Origin of the sequence: Rhodococcus sp. NPDC049939 (assembly GCF_040656415.1) — a bacterium.
In the GTDB taxonomy this organism is placed as follows: Bacteria; Actinomycetota; Actinomycetes; order Mycobacteriales; family Mycobacteriaceae; genus Rhodococcus_F.
This window is the reverse complement of record NZ_JBFAMC010000001.1, coordinates 1,160,253-1,178,887: the sequence shown is the minus strand read 5'-3', so window position 1 is coordinate 1,178,887 and position 18,635 is coordinate 1,160,253. Positions and strand designations below refer to the sequence as shown.

15 protein-coding genes are annotated in these 18,635 nt (G+C 62.8%); 1 reads left to right on the top strand and 14 read right to left on the bottom strand.

Annotation, left to right across the window (positions count from 1 at the left end; genetic code table 11):
* Nucleotides 1-91 precede the first annotated feature (91 nt).
* The 5 genes from AB0I57_RS05360 to AB0I57_RS05340 form a co-directional block, all read right to left on the bottom strand.
* Nucleotides 92-1,330, bottom strand: a complete 1,239-nt coding sequence (locus tag AB0I57_RS05360; protein WP_358330863.1) for an acyl-CoA desaturase — start codon at nt 1,328-1,330, stop codon at nt 92-94.
* 110 nt (nt 1,331-1,440) lie between these two features.
* Nucleotides 1,441-2,688 carry an acyl-CoA desaturase gene (locus tag AB0I57_RS05355; protein ID WP_358330860.1) on the bottom strand — a complete coding sequence of 416 codons (1,248 nt, stop codon included), beginning with the start codon at nt 2,686-2,688 and terminating at the stop codon, nt 1,441-1,443.
* A gap of 57 nt (nt 2,689-2,745) precedes the next feature.
* On the bottom strand, nt 2,746-3,861 hold the full coding sequence (locus tag AB0I57_RS05350) for a ferredoxin reductase (protein ID WP_358330857.1): 1,116 nt from the start codon (nt 3,859-3,861) through the stop codon (nt 2,746-2,748).
* A gap of 92 nt (nt 3,862-3,953) precedes the next feature.
* Entirely contained in the window at nt 3,954-4,466 is a 513-nt protein-coding gene (locus AB0I57_RS05345) for a hypothetical protein (protein WP_358330854.1), read from the bottom strand.
* Nucleotides 4,467-4,496: 30 nt separating this feature from the next.
* Nucleotides 4,497-5,948, bottom strand: a complete 1,452-nt coding sequence (locus tag AB0I57_RS05340) for a wax ester/triacylglycerol synthase family O-acyltransferase (protein WP_358330851.1) — start codon at nt 5,946-5,948, stop codon at nt 4,497-4,499.
* Between the two features lie 216 nt (nt 5,949-6,164).
* Here AB0I57_RS05340 and AB0I57_RS05335 point away from each other — a divergent pair, with 216 nt between their 5' ends.
* Nucleotides 6,165-6,677, top strand: a complete 513-nt coding sequence (locus tag AB0I57_RS05335) for an Rv3235 family protein (RefSeq protein WP_358330848.1) — start codon at nt 6,165-6,167, stop codon at nt 6,675-6,677.
* 38 nt (nt 6,678-6,715) lie between these two features.
* Here the strand turns inward: AB0I57_RS05335 and secA are convergent, their stop codons facing one another.
* The 9 genes from secA to AB0I57_RS05290 all read right to left on the bottom strand — a co-directional run bounded on the left by secA (nt 6,716) and on the right by AB0I57_RS05290 (nt 18,628).
* On the bottom strand, nt 6,716-9,574 hold the full coding sequence (gene secA / locus AB0I57_RS05330) for a preprotein translocase subunit SecA (protein ID WP_358330845.1): 2,859 nt from the start codon (nt 9,572-9,574) through the stop codon (nt 6,716-6,718).
* Between the two features lie 153 nt (nt 9,575-9,727).
* The gene (gene raiA / locus AB0I57_RS05325) at nt 9,728-10,402 is read right to left on the bottom strand and encodes a ribosome-associated translation inhibitor RaiA (RefSeq protein ID WP_358330842.1); all 675 of its coding nucleotides are present in this window, start codon (nt 10,400-10,402) and stop codon (nt 9,728-9,730) included.
* A gap of 171 nt (nt 10,403-10,573) precedes the next feature.
* The gene (locus AB0I57_RS05320) at nt 10,574-11,281 is read right to left on the bottom strand and encodes a ComF family protein (protein WP_358330839.1); all 708 of its coding nucleotides are present in this window, start codon (nt 11,279-11,281) and stop codon (nt 10,574-10,576) included.
* Between the two features lie 31 nt (nt 11,282-11,312).
* Nucleotides 11,313-13,103 carry an MtrAB system accessory lipoprotein LpqB gene (gene lpqB / locus AB0I57_RS05315; RefSeq protein WP_358330836.1) on the bottom strand — a complete coding sequence of 597 codons (1,791 nt, stop codon included), beginning with the start codon at nt 13,101-13,103 and terminating at the stop codon, nt 11,313-11,315.
* The gene (gene mtrB / locus AB0I57_RS05310; protein ID WP_358330833.1) at nt 13,103-14,947 is read right to left on the bottom strand and encodes an MtrAB system histidine kinase MtrB; all 1,845 of its coding nucleotides are present in this window, start codon (nt 14,945-14,947) and stop codon (nt 13,103-13,105) included. The genes lpqB and mtrB overlap by 1 nt, the downstream gene beginning before the upstream one ends.
* Entirely contained in the window at nt 14,944-15,621 is a 678-nt protein-coding gene (gene mtrA / locus AB0I57_RS05305) for an MtrAB system response regulator MtrA (RefSeq protein ID WP_358330830.1), read from the bottom strand. The genes mtrB and mtrA overlap by 4 nt, the downstream gene beginning before the upstream one ends.
* 58 nt (nt 15,622-15,679) lie before the next feature.
* Nucleotides 15,680-16,324 (bottom strand): dTMP kinase, encoded by a 645-nt coding sequence (locus AB0I57_RS05300; protein WP_358330817.1) that lies wholly within the window; start codon nt 16,322-16,324, stop codon nt 15,680-15,682.
* Nucleotides 16,325-16,435: 111 nt separating this feature from the next.
* A complete protein-coding gene (ahcY, locus tag AB0I57_RS05295) occupies nt 16,436-17,920 on the bottom strand; it encodes an adenosylhomocysteinase (protein WP_358330814.1) in 1,485 nt (494 codons plus the stop codon).
* 84 nt (nt 17,921-18,004) lie between these two features.
* Nucleotides 18,005-18,628 carry a TetR family transcriptional regulator gene (locus AB0I57_RS05290; protein ID WP_358330811.1) on the bottom strand — a complete coding sequence of 208 codons (624 nt, stop codon included), beginning with the start codon at nt 18,626-18,628 and terminating at the stop codon, nt 18,005-18,007.
* Nucleotides 18,629-18,635: the final 7 nt, after the last annotated feature.

The following is an 18,635-nucleotide window of genomic DNA, read 5'->3' as shown; positions in this document are numbered from 1 at the left end:
CTCAAAACCCCGACAAGCGAACGCACCCGGCCGGTAGTCCGACCGGGTGCGCTCGCGACACTCGAACCGCGCGCAGCCCGGAGCGGGGACGCTAACGCGACAGCAGCGCCCGCAAGCCGCGGCGCTTCTTCGACGCCTTGATCGCCGACAGCAAGCCATGGCGCCGGCCCGTCACCGGGTCGACCGTCGAGGTCGTATTGCCGCCGAACTTTCGCTCCGACGCGGTCTCCGGGGCGTCGTCGGTCGTTGCCTTGAGGTACTTGTTCGGCAGTGACAGCTTCGCAATGGTGCGCCACGACTTCGCGTACTGCACGAGGAACGGACCGGTGGTGTAGGGCAGGTCGTACTTGTCGCACAACTCACGGACGCGAACGGCGATCTCGGCGTACCGGTTGCTCGGCAGATCCGGGAACAGGTGGTGTTCGATCTGGTAGCTGAGGTTGCCGGACATGAAGTCCATCAACCGCGTGCCCTCGATGTTGGCGCTGCCCAACATCTGGCGCAGGTACCACTCGGGCTGCGTCTCGTTGTCGACGTCGGCCTTGGTGAACTTCTCCGCACCGTCTGGGAAGTGCCCACAGAAGATGATCGCGTTGGTCCACACGTTGCGGATGGTGTTCGCGGTGAGGTTGGCCGTGAAGGTGCTCTTCCATGCAGGACCGGTGAGCGCAGGGTAGATCACGTAGTCCTTGGCCAACTGCTTGCCGAGCTTCTCTCCAACCTCACGCAGCTTGCGCTTCGTCACTTCCTTCGGCACGCGCCCCTTGGCTACCTTGCCGAGTTCGAGGTGTTGCACTGCCACTCCCCATTGGAAGAACAGCGCGAGCAACGTGTTGTACACCAGGTTGCCCGAGTTGAACGGCCTCCACTTCTGGTCCCGGGTGACGCGAAGCAAGCCGTATCCCACGTCGTCGTCCATGCCGAGCACGTTGGTGTACTTGTGATGCAGGTAGTTGTGTGTCTGCTTCCAGTGAGCGGACGGATCATTGTTGTCCCACTCCCACGTCGTGGAGTGGATCTCCGGATCGTTCATCCAGTCCCATTGGCCGTGCATCACGTTGTGGCCGAGCTCCATGTTCTCGATGATCTTCGAGAGACCGAGCAATCCTGCTCCGAGCAACCACGCCGGGCGCTTGCGGCTGGCGAACAATACGGCCCGCCCACTGAATTCGAGCCCGCGCTGAAGCCGGATCGTGTTGCGTATGTAGCGTGCGTCGCGCTCCCCGCGCGCCTCCTCGATGTCGTGGCGGATCGCATCCAGCTCGCGTCCGAGCGCTTCGACATCCGCATCGGTGAGATGCGCGTACTCCTTGACATCGGCAATCGCCATGGGACCTCCTCATTGCTGACTCGACAAGTCCACGAAACCGGCTCTCGGAGTCACCTACCAAATCGTAAGTTACGGTACCGTAGGCTACCTGAAGGCCGACATGAGGGCCATCACCGTCGGCGCCGGGAGATCTTCGCCTCCGCACGGGCCCGCAACGCCGACAGCAGCCCTCGACGTTCTCCGGTGACCGGGTCCGTGCGCAGCGTCTCGACGACCGCCGCACCTGTGTCACGGAACTTTCGCTCCGACGACGTCTCGGGGGCGTCGTCGGACGTTGCCCACAGGAACCTGTCCGGCAGAGCCAGTTTGTGGATCGTGCGCAGCGCCAGCAAATACTGTTTGGCCAGCGATCCCGTTGTGTACGGAAGGTCGTACTTCTCACACAGAGCCCGAACCTTCACCGCAATCTCCGGGTATCGATTACTCGGCAGATCGGGGAACAGGTGATGCTCGATCTGGTAGCTCAGGTTTCCGGACATCAAACCCAGCACCTTGCCGGAATTGAAATTGGCGCTACCGAGCATCTGCCGCAGATACCACTCGTGGCGGGTCTCGTTCTCGTATTCCTCGACAGTGAACTTCTCAGCGCCGTCGGGGAAGTGCCCACAGAAGATCACCACGTACGCCCATAAATTTCGCACGAGGTTCGCGGTCGCATTCGCCGAGAGCGTCGACTTCCACGCCGAACCGGTCAGCGCCGGGAACAGAACGAAGTCCTTGCCGACCTGCCGAAAGATCTTGCGGGCGAAATCCTTGTTGGACTGGGAATTGAGCTGACGGCGTTCCGCACCTTCGAGTTCCCTGGCAGCAGCGAGGTCGTGAAGAGCGATACCCCACTCGAAGGTGGCGGCCAATATTACGTTCGCGACGGGCTGCAACAGGTTGATCGGCCGCCACGGCTCGTCACGGGTCATTCTGAGAATGCCGAATCCGACGTCCTCGTCCATACCGACGATATTCGTGAACGTATGGTGCGAGTAGTTGTGGGCTCGCTTCCAGTGCTCGGACGGCCCTGTCTGATCCCACTCCCACGACATCGAGTGGATCTCGGGGTCGTTCATCCAATCCCATTGGCCGTGCATCACATTGTGACCGAGCTCCATGTTCTCGACGATCTTCGAGACCGAGAGCATCGCAGTACCTATCAGCCACGCAGGCCGGTATCTGCTTCCGAACAACGCGAGCCTGCCACCGAGTTCCAGGAGTCGCTGAGCCCTGATGGTGCGGCGGATGTAGCGAGCGTCGCGGACTCCTCGCGATTCCTCCACCTCGAGCCTGATGAAATCGAGTTCACGCCCGAGTGACCCGATATCCGCAGGGGTGAGATGCGCGAACTCTTTTATGTCGGTGATGGCCACCGTGTTCCTCCGTCTGATGAGGGTCCGAGAATAGCGGAGAGAGGTGAACGCCCACGCTCATGCATCGAGCGTGCAGTCCCCTGCCGCCGCAGAAATGCATGTCTGGACCCGGTCACCTTCGGCGTGCTGCTTGCCGGACCTCAGATCGATGGCGTGACCGGACAGAATCGGGACCACACACGTCTGGCAGATACCCATCCGGCAACCGAAGGGCATGAGTGCGCCGACACTCTCACCTGCCTCGAGAAGTGTGGTGGCGCCATCGATATCGACGGCCTTGCCTGCCTTGGCGAACGTCACCGTTCCCCCCTCGCCGGAAGTGTCGGCTCTGGAGACGGCGAACCGCTCTAGGTGGAGGTTGCCCTCGACGTTCTCGTCGCGCCACAACGTCTCGATCTCGTCGAGCATCGGTAGCGGACCGCAGGCCCATGTCTGCCGTTCACGCCAGTCCGGGCAGACCTCGTCGAGCGAGGTCAAGGCAAACTTGCCCTGGGTTCGGGTGAGCTGGATCTTGCATCGGAAGTCGTCGTGCTCGTCGTGCAGCCCAGCGAGTTCGTCGGCGAACATCACGTCCGCGTCGGTGGGCGCCGAGTGCACGTGGAAGACATCGGGCAGCTGACCACGCCGGTTCATCGTGCGCAGCATCGACATCACGGGTGTGATGCCACTGCCCGCGGTGAGGAACAGGATTCGCTCCGGCGGCGGATCGGGCAGCGCGAAATTGCCGGTCGGTGTCGCGAGCCGCACGATCGTTCCGGAGGGCACTCCGTTGACGAGATGACTCGACAGAAGTCCCTCCGGCATCGCCTTGACGGCGATGGAGATGCGCTTGTCGTCCCAGTTCGGCGGTGATGTGAGGGAGTATGAGCGCCAATGCCAGCGCCCATCGACGTGCAATCCGATTCCGATGTACTGGCCCGGCTCGTAACCGAAGTCGAATCCCCATCCGGGCTTGATCACGATCGTGGCCGAATCCGCAGTCTCCGCGCGGACTTCGACGATCTGGCCTCGCAGTTCTCGAGCCGACCACAACGGGTTGGCCAGGTGCAGGTAGTCGTCTGGAAGCAACGGCGTGGTGAGCCGCGCAGCGGCACCGCGTAACCAATTGAGCCTGGACCTCGTGGCGGGCACTACCGCAGCTGCCGGCGCCTCGATCCAGTTCTTCAAACCCATCCGACCTCCACCTGTCTCATGACGACCTAACGCTACCGTCGGTAAGCTACTTACGGTAGCGTAAGTTACCCTCCGGTACGATGTGGAGTCGGTTACAGCAGTTCGAGCAGGAACGGAAGCTCCTGCGTCGCGTACCACGCCAAGACGTGGTCCTCAGCGTCTCCGAGAACGAACTCGGCGTCCTGATCACCAAGGTCCGCTTCGTCGATCACCGATGCGGCGCGTTCGATATTCCGTTCAGCCTCCTCTAGGTCGACATGCACCGATGCGACCTGAGCGATCGTGACAGGTCCTGGCAACCGCACCACGGCGTCGTCGAGATCCGGCCTTGGGGTCACACCGTCCACGTCGGCTGCGACAACTGCACGTCGAAAGCGGACACCGTCCGTTCCGCCCTCGGCCACACGGCCGGCAATCAGTCGCAACGAAGCTCGCGCCGCCTCGGCCATCGCGACCTCGGCCAGTTCCTCGTCGTCGCCGAACGAATACGACTCACGAAGTGTGGCGGTGACCGCGAACGCGGTCCTGTTCATCGGATCGAACTCCTGATCAGCCACCAACTGTTGGAGGATCTCGATCGTCGCCGGAACATATACACGCGTCATACGTCACTCGTCATTTGCGCCACGAGTCGCTCACCGACTGGCATCCAACAACTCCTCGAGAGATTCGTACATCAGTGCGGCCACCACATCAACATCTGCCATGGCATCACGGTCTGCATTCAAACCGTAGTAGACGGCGCCGTCATAGGAAGTCAGCGCAATGCTCAAAGTTTGGTTCTTCAACAGAGGCGACACCGGATACATCTCCAGCATCCTCGCTCCGTTGATGTAGAGCGGCATCTGAGGACCTGGCGCGTTGGTGATCGACAGGTTGAATGTCCGCTGCGACAAGCTACCTGTCGCACGGACACCCATGGCATGAAGAGTGGCGGGTGCGAACCCAGGCAGACACGTCAGGGTCTCCGCGCCGACCCGGCGTCCTGGCATCGCCTGCGCCGCCGTGGCATGGGCGATGTGCGAGAGTCGTATCACCGCGTTCGGTTCGCCGACGGGCAGGTCCACGAGGATCGAGGACACCGTGCTTCGCGAATCCTCCCCTCTCCCAGGCGCGGGCGCCGCGAGTTTCCCAGGCGCCGGCGCGTCGAGATCCTCGCCGTCGGAACCCATCGCATAGATCGAAATCGGCACCGAGGCACGTACGGAGGTCGACTCGGTAACCGGCTCGCCCCGAGACAGCAACCAGTTCCGCATCGCCCCTGAGATCACCGCGAGGATGACGTCGTTGACCTCGCACCCGTAGCGGGCGCGAATCTTTCGGTACTCACTCAACTCGGTCTTCGCGACCGCGAAACGGCGGCTACGGGAAATGGTTGCGTTGAGCGGGGTCTCGGGCGCAATCTGAGCGGCGGCACGCACCACGGCAGCAACCCTACCGACCGCTCCCACGGGCCCCCCGAGCGCTGAGACCATGTCACCCAAGCTCGTCCGCAGGGCAGTAAGCCCTTCGCCCGGACGCCACACCATCTCCGCCAGTGCGCCGGCGATCAACGTCGATTCGCTTGGCGTGGAAGCGGGCACCCACAGTTCCTCTGCCACCGGAGAGCGGGTCGGCGCCGGGTCCAGAATCACCTGACTCATCGCGAGCGCCGTCTCACCGTCGATCAGAGAAACATGAGACTTGGTGAAGACGGCGAAGCGATCGTGCGAAAGACCCTCCACGAGGTACATCTCCCACAGTGGGCGAGTTTCGTCGAACGGCTGCGATGAAAGTCGTGCAATGAATTCATTCAACTGCGCATCCGAACCCGGCTTCGGCAGAGCCGCCCTCCGAACGTGGTACTTGATATCGAAGTCGCGGTCGTCCACCCACACCGGACGTGACAGACCCAGCGCGACCTCTCTCACCTTCTGGCGGTACCGCGGCACGAGCCTGAGCCGTTCCTCGACCAGACACAGCAACTCCTCGTACGACAAATCGTTCGAAGACTTCCGAAAGATCGCGAGAGATCCCACGTGCATCGGGGTACTGCTCGCCTCGAGAAGATAGAACGACGCGTCCTGCGTTGACAGCCTGGTCACCATGCCGGCCCAACCCCCTTTGCATCCCGTCTCGATCCACTTCGAGTGGGATCGCTGCCTTGTCCGCACCTGACGCTGCCGGTACCCGCCGAACTCCGATACCAATCCAGCACGGCACCCACACTAGGTTCCGCTATCCAGTTCTGCTACACGACAGCGGAATCCATGCGAATATGACCGCACTGACGGCCATTTCATGCCGAAATCGGGGGGAAGAAAATGAAAGAGCCACATACGTTCCTGTCACGAGTGCCTCGGTTCGAGCCGGTGGCCCAGGCGGCTTCCGCACCACCTGTTCCTGCGCCTTGCGCCGCGCCTTCCGGTGTGCGGCACTCGACCGGGCGGCACCGCCACCGCTCCTCGTCCCACTCGGGAGCATCGCCCCGGTCGACGCCGACGGCGTGCCGGCCCGCTCCCGATGCCCGTCGCTTCACGGAGCGCTCATTCCGGCTCGTTCTCGAAGTGGTGGACAGGCGCCGGAACGTAGAGCAACTGCGACCACTCTTGACGCCATCGCTCGTCGACGTCATACGTGCGTACGCGTCAGCCGACTCACCCGCCAGGCGACTCGGGGCCGCGACGCTCGTCCGAGTCCATCTGCGCGCGATCGAACCCCACGCCGTCGAGGCGTTCGGCAGCTACAGCAGGGGTCAACGGATCTTCGTGATCGCAGCCCGTGTCGAACGAGCATCCGACACGGGCTGGACCATCACCTCACTGGTACTCGGGTAATCGCTTCACCGGTACTCGGGTTGTCGCTTCGCCGGGGCTCAGCGCTTGCGCTTGGATCGCGGGGGTTTCTTGCCCTTCGATTGCGCCCTCGCCGCCTCACGGCGCTCGCGGCGGGTGCCGGTTTCGGCGGTAGCGTCCGCACCACGGCGACTGAGTTGGACATTGCCGTCCTCGGCAGGGCCCGAGTACGTCAGTCCCCGCGTGTCGGCGTCAGGAGCAAGTCCCTTCGCGCGGAGGGCTGACGGTGCCGCTGTGCCCTGAGCCTGCTGAGCAGCCTCCTGGGTCGGCAGCGGACGCGGTGCGACTGGAGCAGATGCCGCGGTCGCCGCAGCGGATGAAGCCGTAACGCTGATGCCCGGAGCAGCCGATTCCTGAGGAGCAGCCGCCTCTACCTGAAGGTTGAACAGGAATCCGACCGACTCCTCCTTCAACCCCTCCAGCATTGCACCGAACATGTCGTAACCCTCACGCTGGTATTCCACCAGCGGATCACGCTGCGCCATCGCCCTCAGGCCGATGCCCTCCTTGAGATAGTCCATCTCGTAGAGGTGCTCGCGCCACTTGCGGTCGAGAACGCTCAGCAACACCCGGCGCTCGAGTTCGCGCATCGCGTCCTCCCCGGCGACACTGTCGATCTCGGCTTCCCTGCGCGCGTACGCCTCGTGCGCATCCTTCAGAAGGATTTCTCGCATATCGGTGCTCGAAATGTCCTCCCTCTCGCCTTCAGCGTTCTCGCCGACAACCTCCTTGTAGTCCAGTCCGATCGGGTACAGCGTCTTCAGCGCGGTCCACAACTGCTCGAGATCCCAGTCCTCGACATAACCCTCTGCGGTCGCCCCGTCGACGTAAGCGGTGACCACATCGGTGACCATCTTCTCGACTTGACCCTCCATGTTCTTGCCTTCGAGGATCTGACGACGCTCGTCGTAGATGACTGTTCGCTGCTGGTTCATCACCTCGTCGTACTTGAGCACGTTCTTGCGGATCTCGAAGTTCTGTTGCTCGACCTGCGTCTGAGCGCTCTTGATGGCCTTCGAGACCATCTTCGCCTCGATGGGAACGTTGTCGGGCAGGTTCAGTCGCGTCATGATCGACTCGAGGGCCGCACCGTTGAACCGTCGCATCAATTCGTCACCGAGCGAGAGATAGAACCGCGACTCACCGGGGTCCCCCTGACGACCGGAACGACCACGCAACTGATTGTCGATACGTCGTGACTCGTGTCGCTCGGTGCCGAGGACATACAGCCCACCTGCCTCGCGAACCTTGTCCGCGTCGGCTTTCACCTCGGTCTTGACCTGGTCCAGGACCTCGTCCCATGCGGCCTCGTACTCGTCGGGGGTGCTGACCGGGTCGAGGCCGCGCTTGCGCAGAGCGATATCGGCCATGATGTCGGGGTTGCCGCCGAGCACCACGTCGGTTCCGCGGCCTGCCATGTTGGTCGCAACGGTGACCGCGCCAGACCTGCCTGCTTCGGCGATGATCGTGGCTTCCTGCTCGTGGAACTTCGCGTTCAGCACGTTGTGCGCCACACCACGCTTGGTGAACTGCTTCGACAGGTACTCCGACCGCTCGACGCTCGTGGTACCGATCAGGACCGGCTGGCCGTTCCCGTGCCGTTCCACTACGTCGTCGACCACGGCGTCGAACTTGGCTTCCTCGGTCTTGTAGATCAGGTCGCCGTTGTCGACACGCACCATCGGGCGGTTCGTCGGGATCGGGATGACCCCGAGTTTGTAGATCTGGTGCAGTTCGGCTGCCTCGGTCTCGGCCGTACCCGTCATGCCCGACAGTTTGTCGTAGAGGCGGAAGTAGTTCTGCAACGTGATCGTCGCGAGGGTCTGGTTCTCGGCCTTGATCTCAACCTTTTCCTTGGCTTCGATCGCCTGGTGCATGCCCTCGTTGTAGCGACGGCCGACGAGGATACGACCGGTGAACTCGTCAACGATGATCACTTCGCCGTCGCGGACGATGTAGTCCTTGTCCCTGGTGTAGAGCTCCTTGGCCTTGATGGCGTTGTTCAGGTAGCTCACGAGCGGGGAGTTCGTCGCCTCGTACAGGTTGTCGATTCCGAGCTGGTCCTCGACCAATTCGACGCCTGCCTCGTGCACACCGACGGTGCGCTTGCGAATGTCGACCTCATAGTGCACGTCCCGCTTCAGGAGCGGCGCGATTCGGGCGAACTCCGAGTACCACTTGCTGGATGCATCGGCGGGCCCCGAGATGATGAGGGGTGTGCGCGCCTCGTCGATGAGGATGGAGTCGACCTCGTCCACGATCGCGAAGTTGTGGCCACGCTGCACGAGATCGTCGAGCGAGTGCGTCATGTTGTCGCGCAGGTAGTCGAATCCGAACTCGTTGTTGGTGCCATACGTGATGTCAGCGGCATACGCCTTCCGGCGTTCGGCCGGCGTCATGCCCGACAGGATCACGCTGGTCTCGAGTCCGAGGAAGCGGTGAACTCGTCCCATCCACTCGGAGTCGCGCCTGGCGAGGTAGTCGTTGACCGTGACCACGTGCACCCCGTCACCGGAGATAGCGTTGAGGTAGGCGGGCAACACACAGGTCAGGGTCTTTCCCTCACCCGTCTTCATTTCGGCTATGTTGCCGAAGTGAAGGGCAGCTCCTCCCATGATCTGCACGTGGAAGTGCCGCTGGTCGATGACCCGCCAGGAGGCCTCCCGCGCGACCGCGAAGGCCTCGGGCAGCAGCTCGTCGAGCGATTCACCCTCGCGGTATCGAGCACGGAATTCCTCGGTCTTTGCGCGGAGCTGCTCGTCCGACAGATCCTCGAACTCGGACGACATCGCGGAAACGTGGTCGGCGATGTGCTTGAGTCGCTTGACCATGCGACCCTCACCTACACGGAGCAGCTTCGATAGCGATAGCGACGGCACAGTCTTGTTCGTCCTCAATCTTCGGCAGTAGATGTTTGGTTGACACGCAAATCCGGCCGGAGGTTAACAACCCCGGCCGGATCCATGGTAGGCGCTCTCGCTATCTAGCGAGTAGACCGACCGTCCAGATCGGTCACACGATAGTCAGGAAAGTCACGCCAGACGGATGATTCCATAGTCGAACGCGTGCCGCCGATAGACCACCGACGGCCTGTCCGACTCCTTGTCGTGGAACAGGAAGAAATCGTGCCCCACCAACTCCATCTCATACAGTGCGTCGTCGACAGTCATCGGTGTGGCCTTGTGCTCCTTGGTACGGACGATCTGCCCTGGCCTGTGTTCGTCCGGCTCGTGGCCGTCCAGCGAGAGGTCCGGGTTGATTCCAAGACTGTTGTCCTCTGCCAATGAAGCGGTGGCTTTGGCCACCGACACCGGAGTCTTCTCCCCGTAGTGGATCTTCTTCCGATCCTTGGCACGGCGGAGCCTGCTCTCCAGCTTGGCGGAAACGGACTCGAATGCTGCGTAGAAACTATCGGCGGATGCCTCGGCTCGGGCCACCGGTCCCTTGCCGCGGGCAGTGATTTCGACGCGCTGACAGCTCTTCATCTGGCGTCGATTACGTTCGTGTTGAAGCTCCACATCGAAGTGGTAGATGGAAGGGTCGAAGCGCTCGAGGCGCGACAGCTTTTCTGAGACGTATACGCGGAAGTGGTCGGGTACCTCGACGTTGCGTCCTTTGACAACAATCTCAGAGTGGGGGCCCGTCTTTTTCGGTGAATCCGTGATGCTGTCGTCGATGAAAACCGAGGCTTGCGAAGGGGTCGTCACTCGTACCTCCCGATTACGGCCCCGCCCTTCATTGGGCGGTGGCGAAGTTGAGCAATGCCAGGTGGGGACCCGCCCGGCACCAGGTTCGAAGTATCACCTCCTACCTGTGTTCTCGGGTGTGCTCGCGACGCTAGTCCGTAACTTGCGCTTGTGCCACTATTCAACATCAATTCATCCCACGCCCGCTATGACAAGCGCCGCACTCACACGAATGCCCGACTGAGACAGCACCCTGACCGACTCGGTCGCCGTCGCCCCCGTAGTTGACACGTCATCGAGTAGCACAACCGAGACATGTTGCGATACTGGAGAATCCGACGATACATATCGCGCGAAGTCGGCTCCACTGCGAGTGAGCCGGATGCTTCCGGCCAGGTTCACTCGGCGCTGATCGGCCGAAAGTCCGACCGAATCGCGCACCCCGCGCCTCATCGCGAGCGCGGGACATACCCGTCTCGCCCCGACGGCCTCGACGGCTATTCGCGTGACGGGATCACCGCCGCGTACACGGGCGGCCCTCGCCCGGGTCGGCGCCGGAACCAGGACGACCGGGGCCCGTTCGGGCGCATCGAGTTCACCCCATCGCTGGAGGCGAACGAGAGCGTGGGCGACCGCGGATCCGAGGGGTGCGGCAAGATCGCGGCGCCCCCTTTCCTTCGCTGCGATCACCGCCCGCCGACGCGGCCCCGAATAGTTGCCGAGGGCCCACACCGGAACGCCCGGATCCATCCGCGGGGACAGCAGCACAGGGTCGTCCACCACCTCTGCGTCGCAATGGGCACACCACCGGGTGTTCGGCGCCGCGCAGCCGCCGCATTCGACCGGCAGGATCAGCTCAGCCAGATCCAGCAAGACCCGTGAAATCGGCAAGAAGCGCATGCGCGAAGTATCGGCTTCTACACCGACAAGATCAGCCCGGCTGGATCGGGATGGCCTTCACACCCGTTAGTCCAGGCACCTCTCTCCAGTACCGATCACCCGCCGGATCGTTGTTGTTCAATTGGAAGACCGCCCGCGAGTCAGCGACGAACTCGGTGGTCGTCGATGCGTCGACTGCCAGGACCGGTGTCGTGAGGTTGCGACTGGGCAGCGCGTCCAGGCGCGAACCGTCGACGGCCACCTGCACCACCGGGATCTCGGATGCCGACCGTGCTACCACGATCGTGTCGCTCGTACTCCAGTCGAGCGCGATGGCCGGGCTGCCGAGCCCGTTGGCCACCGCATGCGGATTGGTGAGAGCGTACTCGCCATCCGGCATCTGCGTCACGATGGCGAGGTAGACCTTGCCGTCGACGATCAGCGCAGCGCGCACACCGTCGCGGGAGAGCCGCATCTCCGTGATCGTCGTACCCAGGGCGGTGACGGCGCCCGCGTCGACATCTGCCACCGAAGTCAGCCCTGTGTTGGGATCGCGCAGCACTCGAATGACCTTGTCGCCGTTGACTACGGCCCAGATCGCCGAACTACCGGGCGCCCACGTCGGTCGTGTGATGGCGTCGCCCTCCAACACCACGGCCGCATCCTCCCCGTACCTGCCGACCATCAGCGCGCTCGTCGGTTCTGGCGCCTCCAGGTCCGTATCCGCAACCGCAGCGACCATCTGACCGTTCTGAGACAGGGCCAGAGATTGAATGTTGCCCGCTGAGCCGAAGTATCCGGGCACCGGGATGACGCCGGCCTCGGTAACGCTCACCATCGAACCCTCACGCAAGGCGTGCAGTCCCACAGCCGCACTCGAGGTCGCGAACGGGTTCATGGACGATACGTCTGCGGTGGTCCAGCCGTTGGGGTATCGGCCGTCCAAGGGTTGACCGTCCGCGAGCAGGACGTACGGTCCGGAAATCCCGGCATTGGCGAGCGTCCAGATCACCTGGGCCGCGAACAACTGCTTCGTCTGTTCGTCGATGACGCCCAATCCGCCGAAGTCGATTCGAATTCCACCGAGATTCAAGCCAACGTGCGCGGTACGTCCATCTGCCTTCGTGATCGGACCGAGGACTGAGACTTCCCCGCCGAGTTCGTTGCGCACCGCTGGTGCCAATGCACCCTTGGGTCCTTCCATCAGCAAGCCGACGAGCTGGGATGCCATCTGGTCCTGTGGTCCCCACACCCAGCGTGGATCCGGGACGACCATCGTCCCGCCCGGATCGATGAAATACAGCGATTTGCGCTGGTAGGAGTTCAGGAACTGCGCTCGGTCGAGTATCACACCCTCCGGCAGATCGGAGATCCTCCACTCACCGTCATGCCGCGAGAAGCTGATCTCCTCTTCAAAGCTGCCGTCCACCGCGACATACAGACCGCCGGGCTCGAGCTGTCCCACCTTGTTGGCACGGATGGTATACGTCGCCTTGTTCGCAGACCGCGACTCCGGTAGTACGTCGATCTTGTCGACGATCGTGACGCTCGCACCGTCGTCCCATCTCCCGGATGCCGTCGGGGTGAGGAACTGGCGGGCCGCAAGGTGCTCTCCGGATGGATCGGTGCTTGCCTTGAAGAAATCGCGCAGCAGGAGATCGGGTTCACGCCCGGGCGTCGGTACCGCGACACTCGATCCAGGCGGATCTGTGTTGACCGTCCCGATCGCCTGCGGTGTCGAGGAGTCCGGCAGGCTGGCGCATCCACTGACCCCGACGAGCACGGCGATGACAACTGCGACCAACGCCGACCGCCCGGAGGGAACCCATTTCCGACCAGGCATCATGTGTCCTGCTCCGGTAACTTCGAGCCGTCTCGGTCGCCGACATGCGCCCGCTCACGTCCCTCGGGGTCCGGCCGAGAATCGTCCAACTCGATGTCCGGATCGACGTCGTCCACGGGCGAAGAAGACTCCCCCGGAACCGGTGGCTCTACGACGCCCTCTGCGGTTTCCGGTTCGACGCCCTCGGCTGTTTCCGGTTCGAGATCCTCCACGGATGCCAGTTTGAGATCCTCGACGGTTTCCGGTTTCAGGGGCAACGGGCTGGAGACGACCTTTCGGCCACGAACCAGCGGCAGAGTCAAGCGGAAGCAAGCTCCCCGACCGGGCTCGCCCCAAGCCTCGAGCCGACCGTCGTGGAGGTTGGCATCCTCCACGCTGATCGCGAGCCCCAAGCCGGTGCCGCCCGAGCGTCGCACACGCGACGGATCGGATCGCCAGAACCTGTTGAACACCAGCTTTTCCTCACCTGGCCGCAAACCCACACCCTGATCACGCACGGTGAACGCGACCGCGCTGTCGTCAGCGCGTAGGCGCAGCAACACCGGTTTGCCCTCTCCGTGATCGATGGCGTTGGCCAGCAGATTTCTCAATATCCGTTCCACCCGTCTCGGGTCGACCTCGGCCGACACCACTTCATCCGGTAGGTCGACGATCAATTCGGTGCCGCTCTCCCTCGCGAGGTGGCGTACGGTCGAGATCGCCGCGCGCACACACATCCGCACGTCGAGTTGCTCTGCGGCCAGTTCGGCAACACCTGCGTCGTGCCTGCTGATCTCGAGGAGGTCGGCCAGTAGGTTCTCGAAACGGTCGAGTTCAGTGACCAGTAGCTCCGACGACCTCCTCAGCACCGGGTCGAGGTCGTGACTGGCGTCGTGAATCAGGTCTGCCGCCATCCTTACCGTGGTGAGCGGTGTGCGTAATTCGTGACTCACGTCGGAAGTGAACCGCTTCTGAAGATTGCCGAACTCCTCGAGTTGGGTGATCTGTTTGGACAAACTTTCGGCCATCTCGTTGAACGACATCGCCAAGCGGGCCATGTCGTCCTCGCCCCGTACCGGCATCCGTTCCTTCAACCGGCCATCGGCGAAGCGCACTGCGATCCGGGAGGCCGATCGGATCGGCAGAACCACCTGCCGTGCGACGAGTAGCGCGATAGCTGCGAGCAGTACGGCTAGCACCGCCCCGCCGACCATCAGGGTACCGCGAACAAGCGAGAGGCTTCGGCCCTCACTCGCCAGGGGAAACACGAGATACAGTTCCAGCGTCGGGATAGCGGACGCCGTGGGGCTGCCGACGATCAGTGCAGGCCCCGAATAGCCATCGGGATCGTTCACTGTAGCGAACTGATAGCTCACTTGGCCTGCCGCCACGAAGTCGCGCAGCGATTGCGGAATCTGATCCGCCGGACCGCTCGACGAGAGCGGGCGAGTCCCGGCTGCGGGCACGATCAGCGCGGGGTCGAAGGTGCCTGCCGAATCAGAGGCTTGCCCCGAGTCCGGTCCCCTGTTGGTCAGAGCGGCGTTGGCGGCGTCGAGTTGAGTGGTCAGAGAACTACTACCGTCTGCGCCGGCCAGCTGCCCCTCGACGATGCTGCGGGCCCGATCCATCTCCTCGATGGCCGCATTGATCTTCGTTTCGAGCAGCCGGTCGGTGATCTGACTCGTCAGCACGACGCCGAGAACGACGATGACGATGAGCGACAAGGTCAACGTCGAAACGACGACCCTCAGTTGCAGCGAACGACGCCAAGCGTGCGCAAGAGCATTACTCAGTGAGTGACCCCAACGCAAGACCGGTGAAACGCGCCGATTGACGCGCCGCCGCCATCGGGAAACACCTGTCACGGCGGTCCGGCCTTGTAGCCGACCCCCCTGACCGTCAAAACCACTTCGGGGTTCTCGGGATCGGTCTCGACTTTGGCACGCAGGCGCTGCACGTGCACGTTGACAAGTCGGGTGTCGGCTGCGTGTCGGTAACCCCACACCTGCTCGAGCAGCACCTCACGGGTGAACACCTGCCGCGGCTTGCGCGCCAGGGCAACCAGGAGGTCGAACTCGAGAGGAGTGAGCGAAATCAGTTCATCGCCTCGGCTCACCTTGTGCGCGGGTACGTCGATCACGAGGTCGGCGATGCTGAGCATCTCGGCGGGTTCGTCGTCGGTCCGGCGCAGCCGCGCCCGCACCCTGGCAACCAACTCCTTGGGCTTGAACGGCTTCATGATGTAGTCGTCCGCGCCGGATTCCAATCCGAGGACCACATCGACAGTGTCGGTCTTCGCCGTCAGCATCACGATGGGTACGCCGGAATCGGCCCGGAGAACGCGGCAGACGTCGATGCCGTTCATGCCGGGCAGCATCAGGTCCAGCAACACCAAGTCCGGACGTGTCTCCCGGACCGCGGTAAGCGCCTGAGTCCCATCTCCAACCACATACGGATCGAAACCTTCGCCGCGGAGCACGATCGTCAGCATCTCCGCTAGTGCGGTGTCGTCGTCGACAACCAGAATCCTTGGTTTCATGTCCCTATCGTTGCATCTTCGGAGCCCGTAACAGCCCGTTCGCCTCACGGCGTGCCAATTATTTCTTCAAGAATGTCAGTTTTTTCGCGAGCATGTCCGGATCGGTATCCGGGGTGAGCACCCACCAGGGTGAAATCCAACCCGCCGATGCCAGGTCCCGGTAGACCTCGCCAGTCCGTTCCTGCAGTTCACGGTCCCGTTCGTACGTATCTATCGCCCTGCTCGAATCTGCTGATTCGCGCACCCTGGCGCGTTCCTGCGCGAGTTCCACCGGAACATCCAGATACAGCTGCAGATCGGGCCGGGGCAGACCGAACCGCGAGAATTCGAGGTCCGTCACCCATTCTACGAACTCGTCGTCGCCGTGCTGATGCAGCCGTGCTGCACCGTAGGCGGCGTTGGACGCCACATACCGATCGAGCAAGACGATGTCGTGCCCGTCGAGCAAATCGGACAACTCGTCGACCGCACCGTACCGGTCCAACGCGAACAACATCGCCATCGCGAATACCGAGCCGGCCAGATCCCCGTGCGCGCCCTTGAGCGCCTCAGAGGCCACATCCGCATGCACGGATCGGCCGTAACGTGGAAAGTCCAGGGTTCCGACTCTCAATCCCTTTTCGGCAAGGTGCTTCACCACCGCGTCGACGAGTGTCCGCTTTCCCGCGCCGTCCAGTCCTTCGAGCGCAATCAGTGTCCCCACGAGGTAGCACTGTATCCGCTCACCACCCGATGTCCCGACCCACCGGGCACGAGCGCTGACTCAGCCCTAGCCGGGCCACCGCTCGTGCCGGATTCCTGAGGGGATCGGTCTCTAGTACCGGTAGTGCTCTGGCTTGAACGGGCCCTCGACGTCGACGCCGATGTATTCCGCCTGTTCCTTGGTCAGCTTGGTGAGCGAGCCCCCGAGCGCTTCGACGTGGATCTTCGCGACCTTCTCATCCAGATGCTTCGGGAGGCGGTACACCTCGTTGTCGTACTGTTCGGGTTTGGTCCACAGCTCGATCTGCGCGATGACCTGGTTGGAGAAGCTGTTGCTCATGACGAACGAGGGGTGGCCGGTGGCGTTGCCCAGATTCAGCAAGCGCCCCTCGGACAGCACGATGATCGAGCGACCGTTCCCGAACCGGAACTCGTCGACCTGAGGCTTGATATTTACGCGGGTGACATCGCCCGAGTGCTCGAGCCGGGCCATGTCGATCTCGTCGTCGAAGTGACCGATGTTGCCCAAGATGGCCTGGTGCTTCATCTGCCTCATGTGCTCGAGGGTGATGATGTCCCGGTTCCCAGTGGCTGTGACGACGATGTCGGCCCATCCGATGGCCTGCTCGACCGTCTTCACCTCGAAACCGTCCATCATTGCCTGCAGGGCGTTGATGGGATCGATCTCGGTGACCGTCACGCGGGCACCCTGACCCCTGAGCGCCTCGGCGCAGCCCTTGCCGACATCTCCGTAACCGCAGACCAGCGCCGCCTTGCCACCGATCAGCACGTCGGTGCCCCGGTTGATGCCGTCGAGGAGCGAGTGACGGGTGCCGTACTTGTTGTCGAACTTGCTCTTGGTCACCGAATCGTTGACGTTGATTGCCGGGAATGCGAGATCACCGGCTGCAGCGACCTGGTACAGACGCAGGACCCCGGTGGTCGTCTCCTCCGTGACACCCTGAACCGACTTCGCGATCTTGGTCCACTTGTTCTTGTCGGCCTCGAGGGACTGGCGCAGCAGGGCCAAGAACACCTTGTACTCTTCGGAATCCTGCTCGTCGTCGGTGGAAGGCACGACGCCGGCCTTCTCGAACTGGGTCCCCTTGAGGACGAGCATCGTGGCGTCGCCGCCGTCATCGAGAATCATGTTCGCAGGCTTGTCGGCGTCCAGCCAAGTGAGCATCTGTTCGGCAGCCCACCAGTATTCCTCCAGGGTTTCTCCCTTCCACGCGAAAACCGGGACGCCGCGGGGCTCATCGGGCGTGCCGTGCGGCCCGACCACGACTGCCGCGGCCGCGTGATCCTGTGTGGAGAAGATGTTGCAGGAGGCCCAGCGGACCTCCGCGCCCAGCGCCGTGAGGGTCTCGATGAGCACAGCAGTCTGGATCGTCATGTGAAGCGAGCCGGAAATGCGAGCCCCCGCAAGAGGCCTCACCTCCGAGTACTCACGGCGTAGTGCCATCAGGCCAGGCATCTCATGCTCGGCGAGGCGGATTTCCTTGCGGCCGAACTCGGCGAGTGAAAGGTCCGCCACCTTGAAATCGATCCCGTTGCGGCTCTCGGCCACGGGCGTGTTTGAACCTGAGGTCGTCATGAAGCTCTCCTGGTCGACTGCTGTTTCGATCAAGGCTATCCGTATCGCGATCAGGGGGTGAAACGCCCAGGGCACTCCACCCGGCTAGCCACTGCGGTCGGCCCCGCCGACCGCCTCGTCCACGAAAGGCCCCAGAATGGCACCGATGTCGGCTGCGACGTCGACCTCGGACTCCGGTGGCATCGAGATGTAACTCATGGCAAGACGCACGATGGCCCGACTCAGTGCGCCCGCATCCGACGGGGTCGCCTGTACCCATGCACGCTCGAACACCTCGGCGAGTCTCACTGACGCCCGCTCGATGATCGGCCCGCTCTCGGTCGTGATGAGCCGCAGGAGTTCAGGTTTCGCGTCACCCCGCAGTAGCGACTGAACCAGAGGGTCGGAAAGACTTGCAGCGAAGAACGTCGTGAACGCTGCGGTCAGCGCAGCACGACCATCTCCGACGTTCGCGACCATAGCCTCACTGACGGAATCGACGAGTTCGTCAGCCAACCGGAGGGAATACGCCTCCGCGAGACCCTGCCGCGACTTGAACTCGTTGTAGAGAGTCTGCCTACTCACTCCCGCACCCGCCGCGACGTCGGACATCGTGATATCCGACCAGTCGTTCTCGACCAAGAGGTCCCGCATCGAGTCAAGTACCGACCGACGCAGCAGCAGCCGCGTGGCCTCCTGGTAGGACACCCTGACACGCGGAGAAGTCATGGCGAAG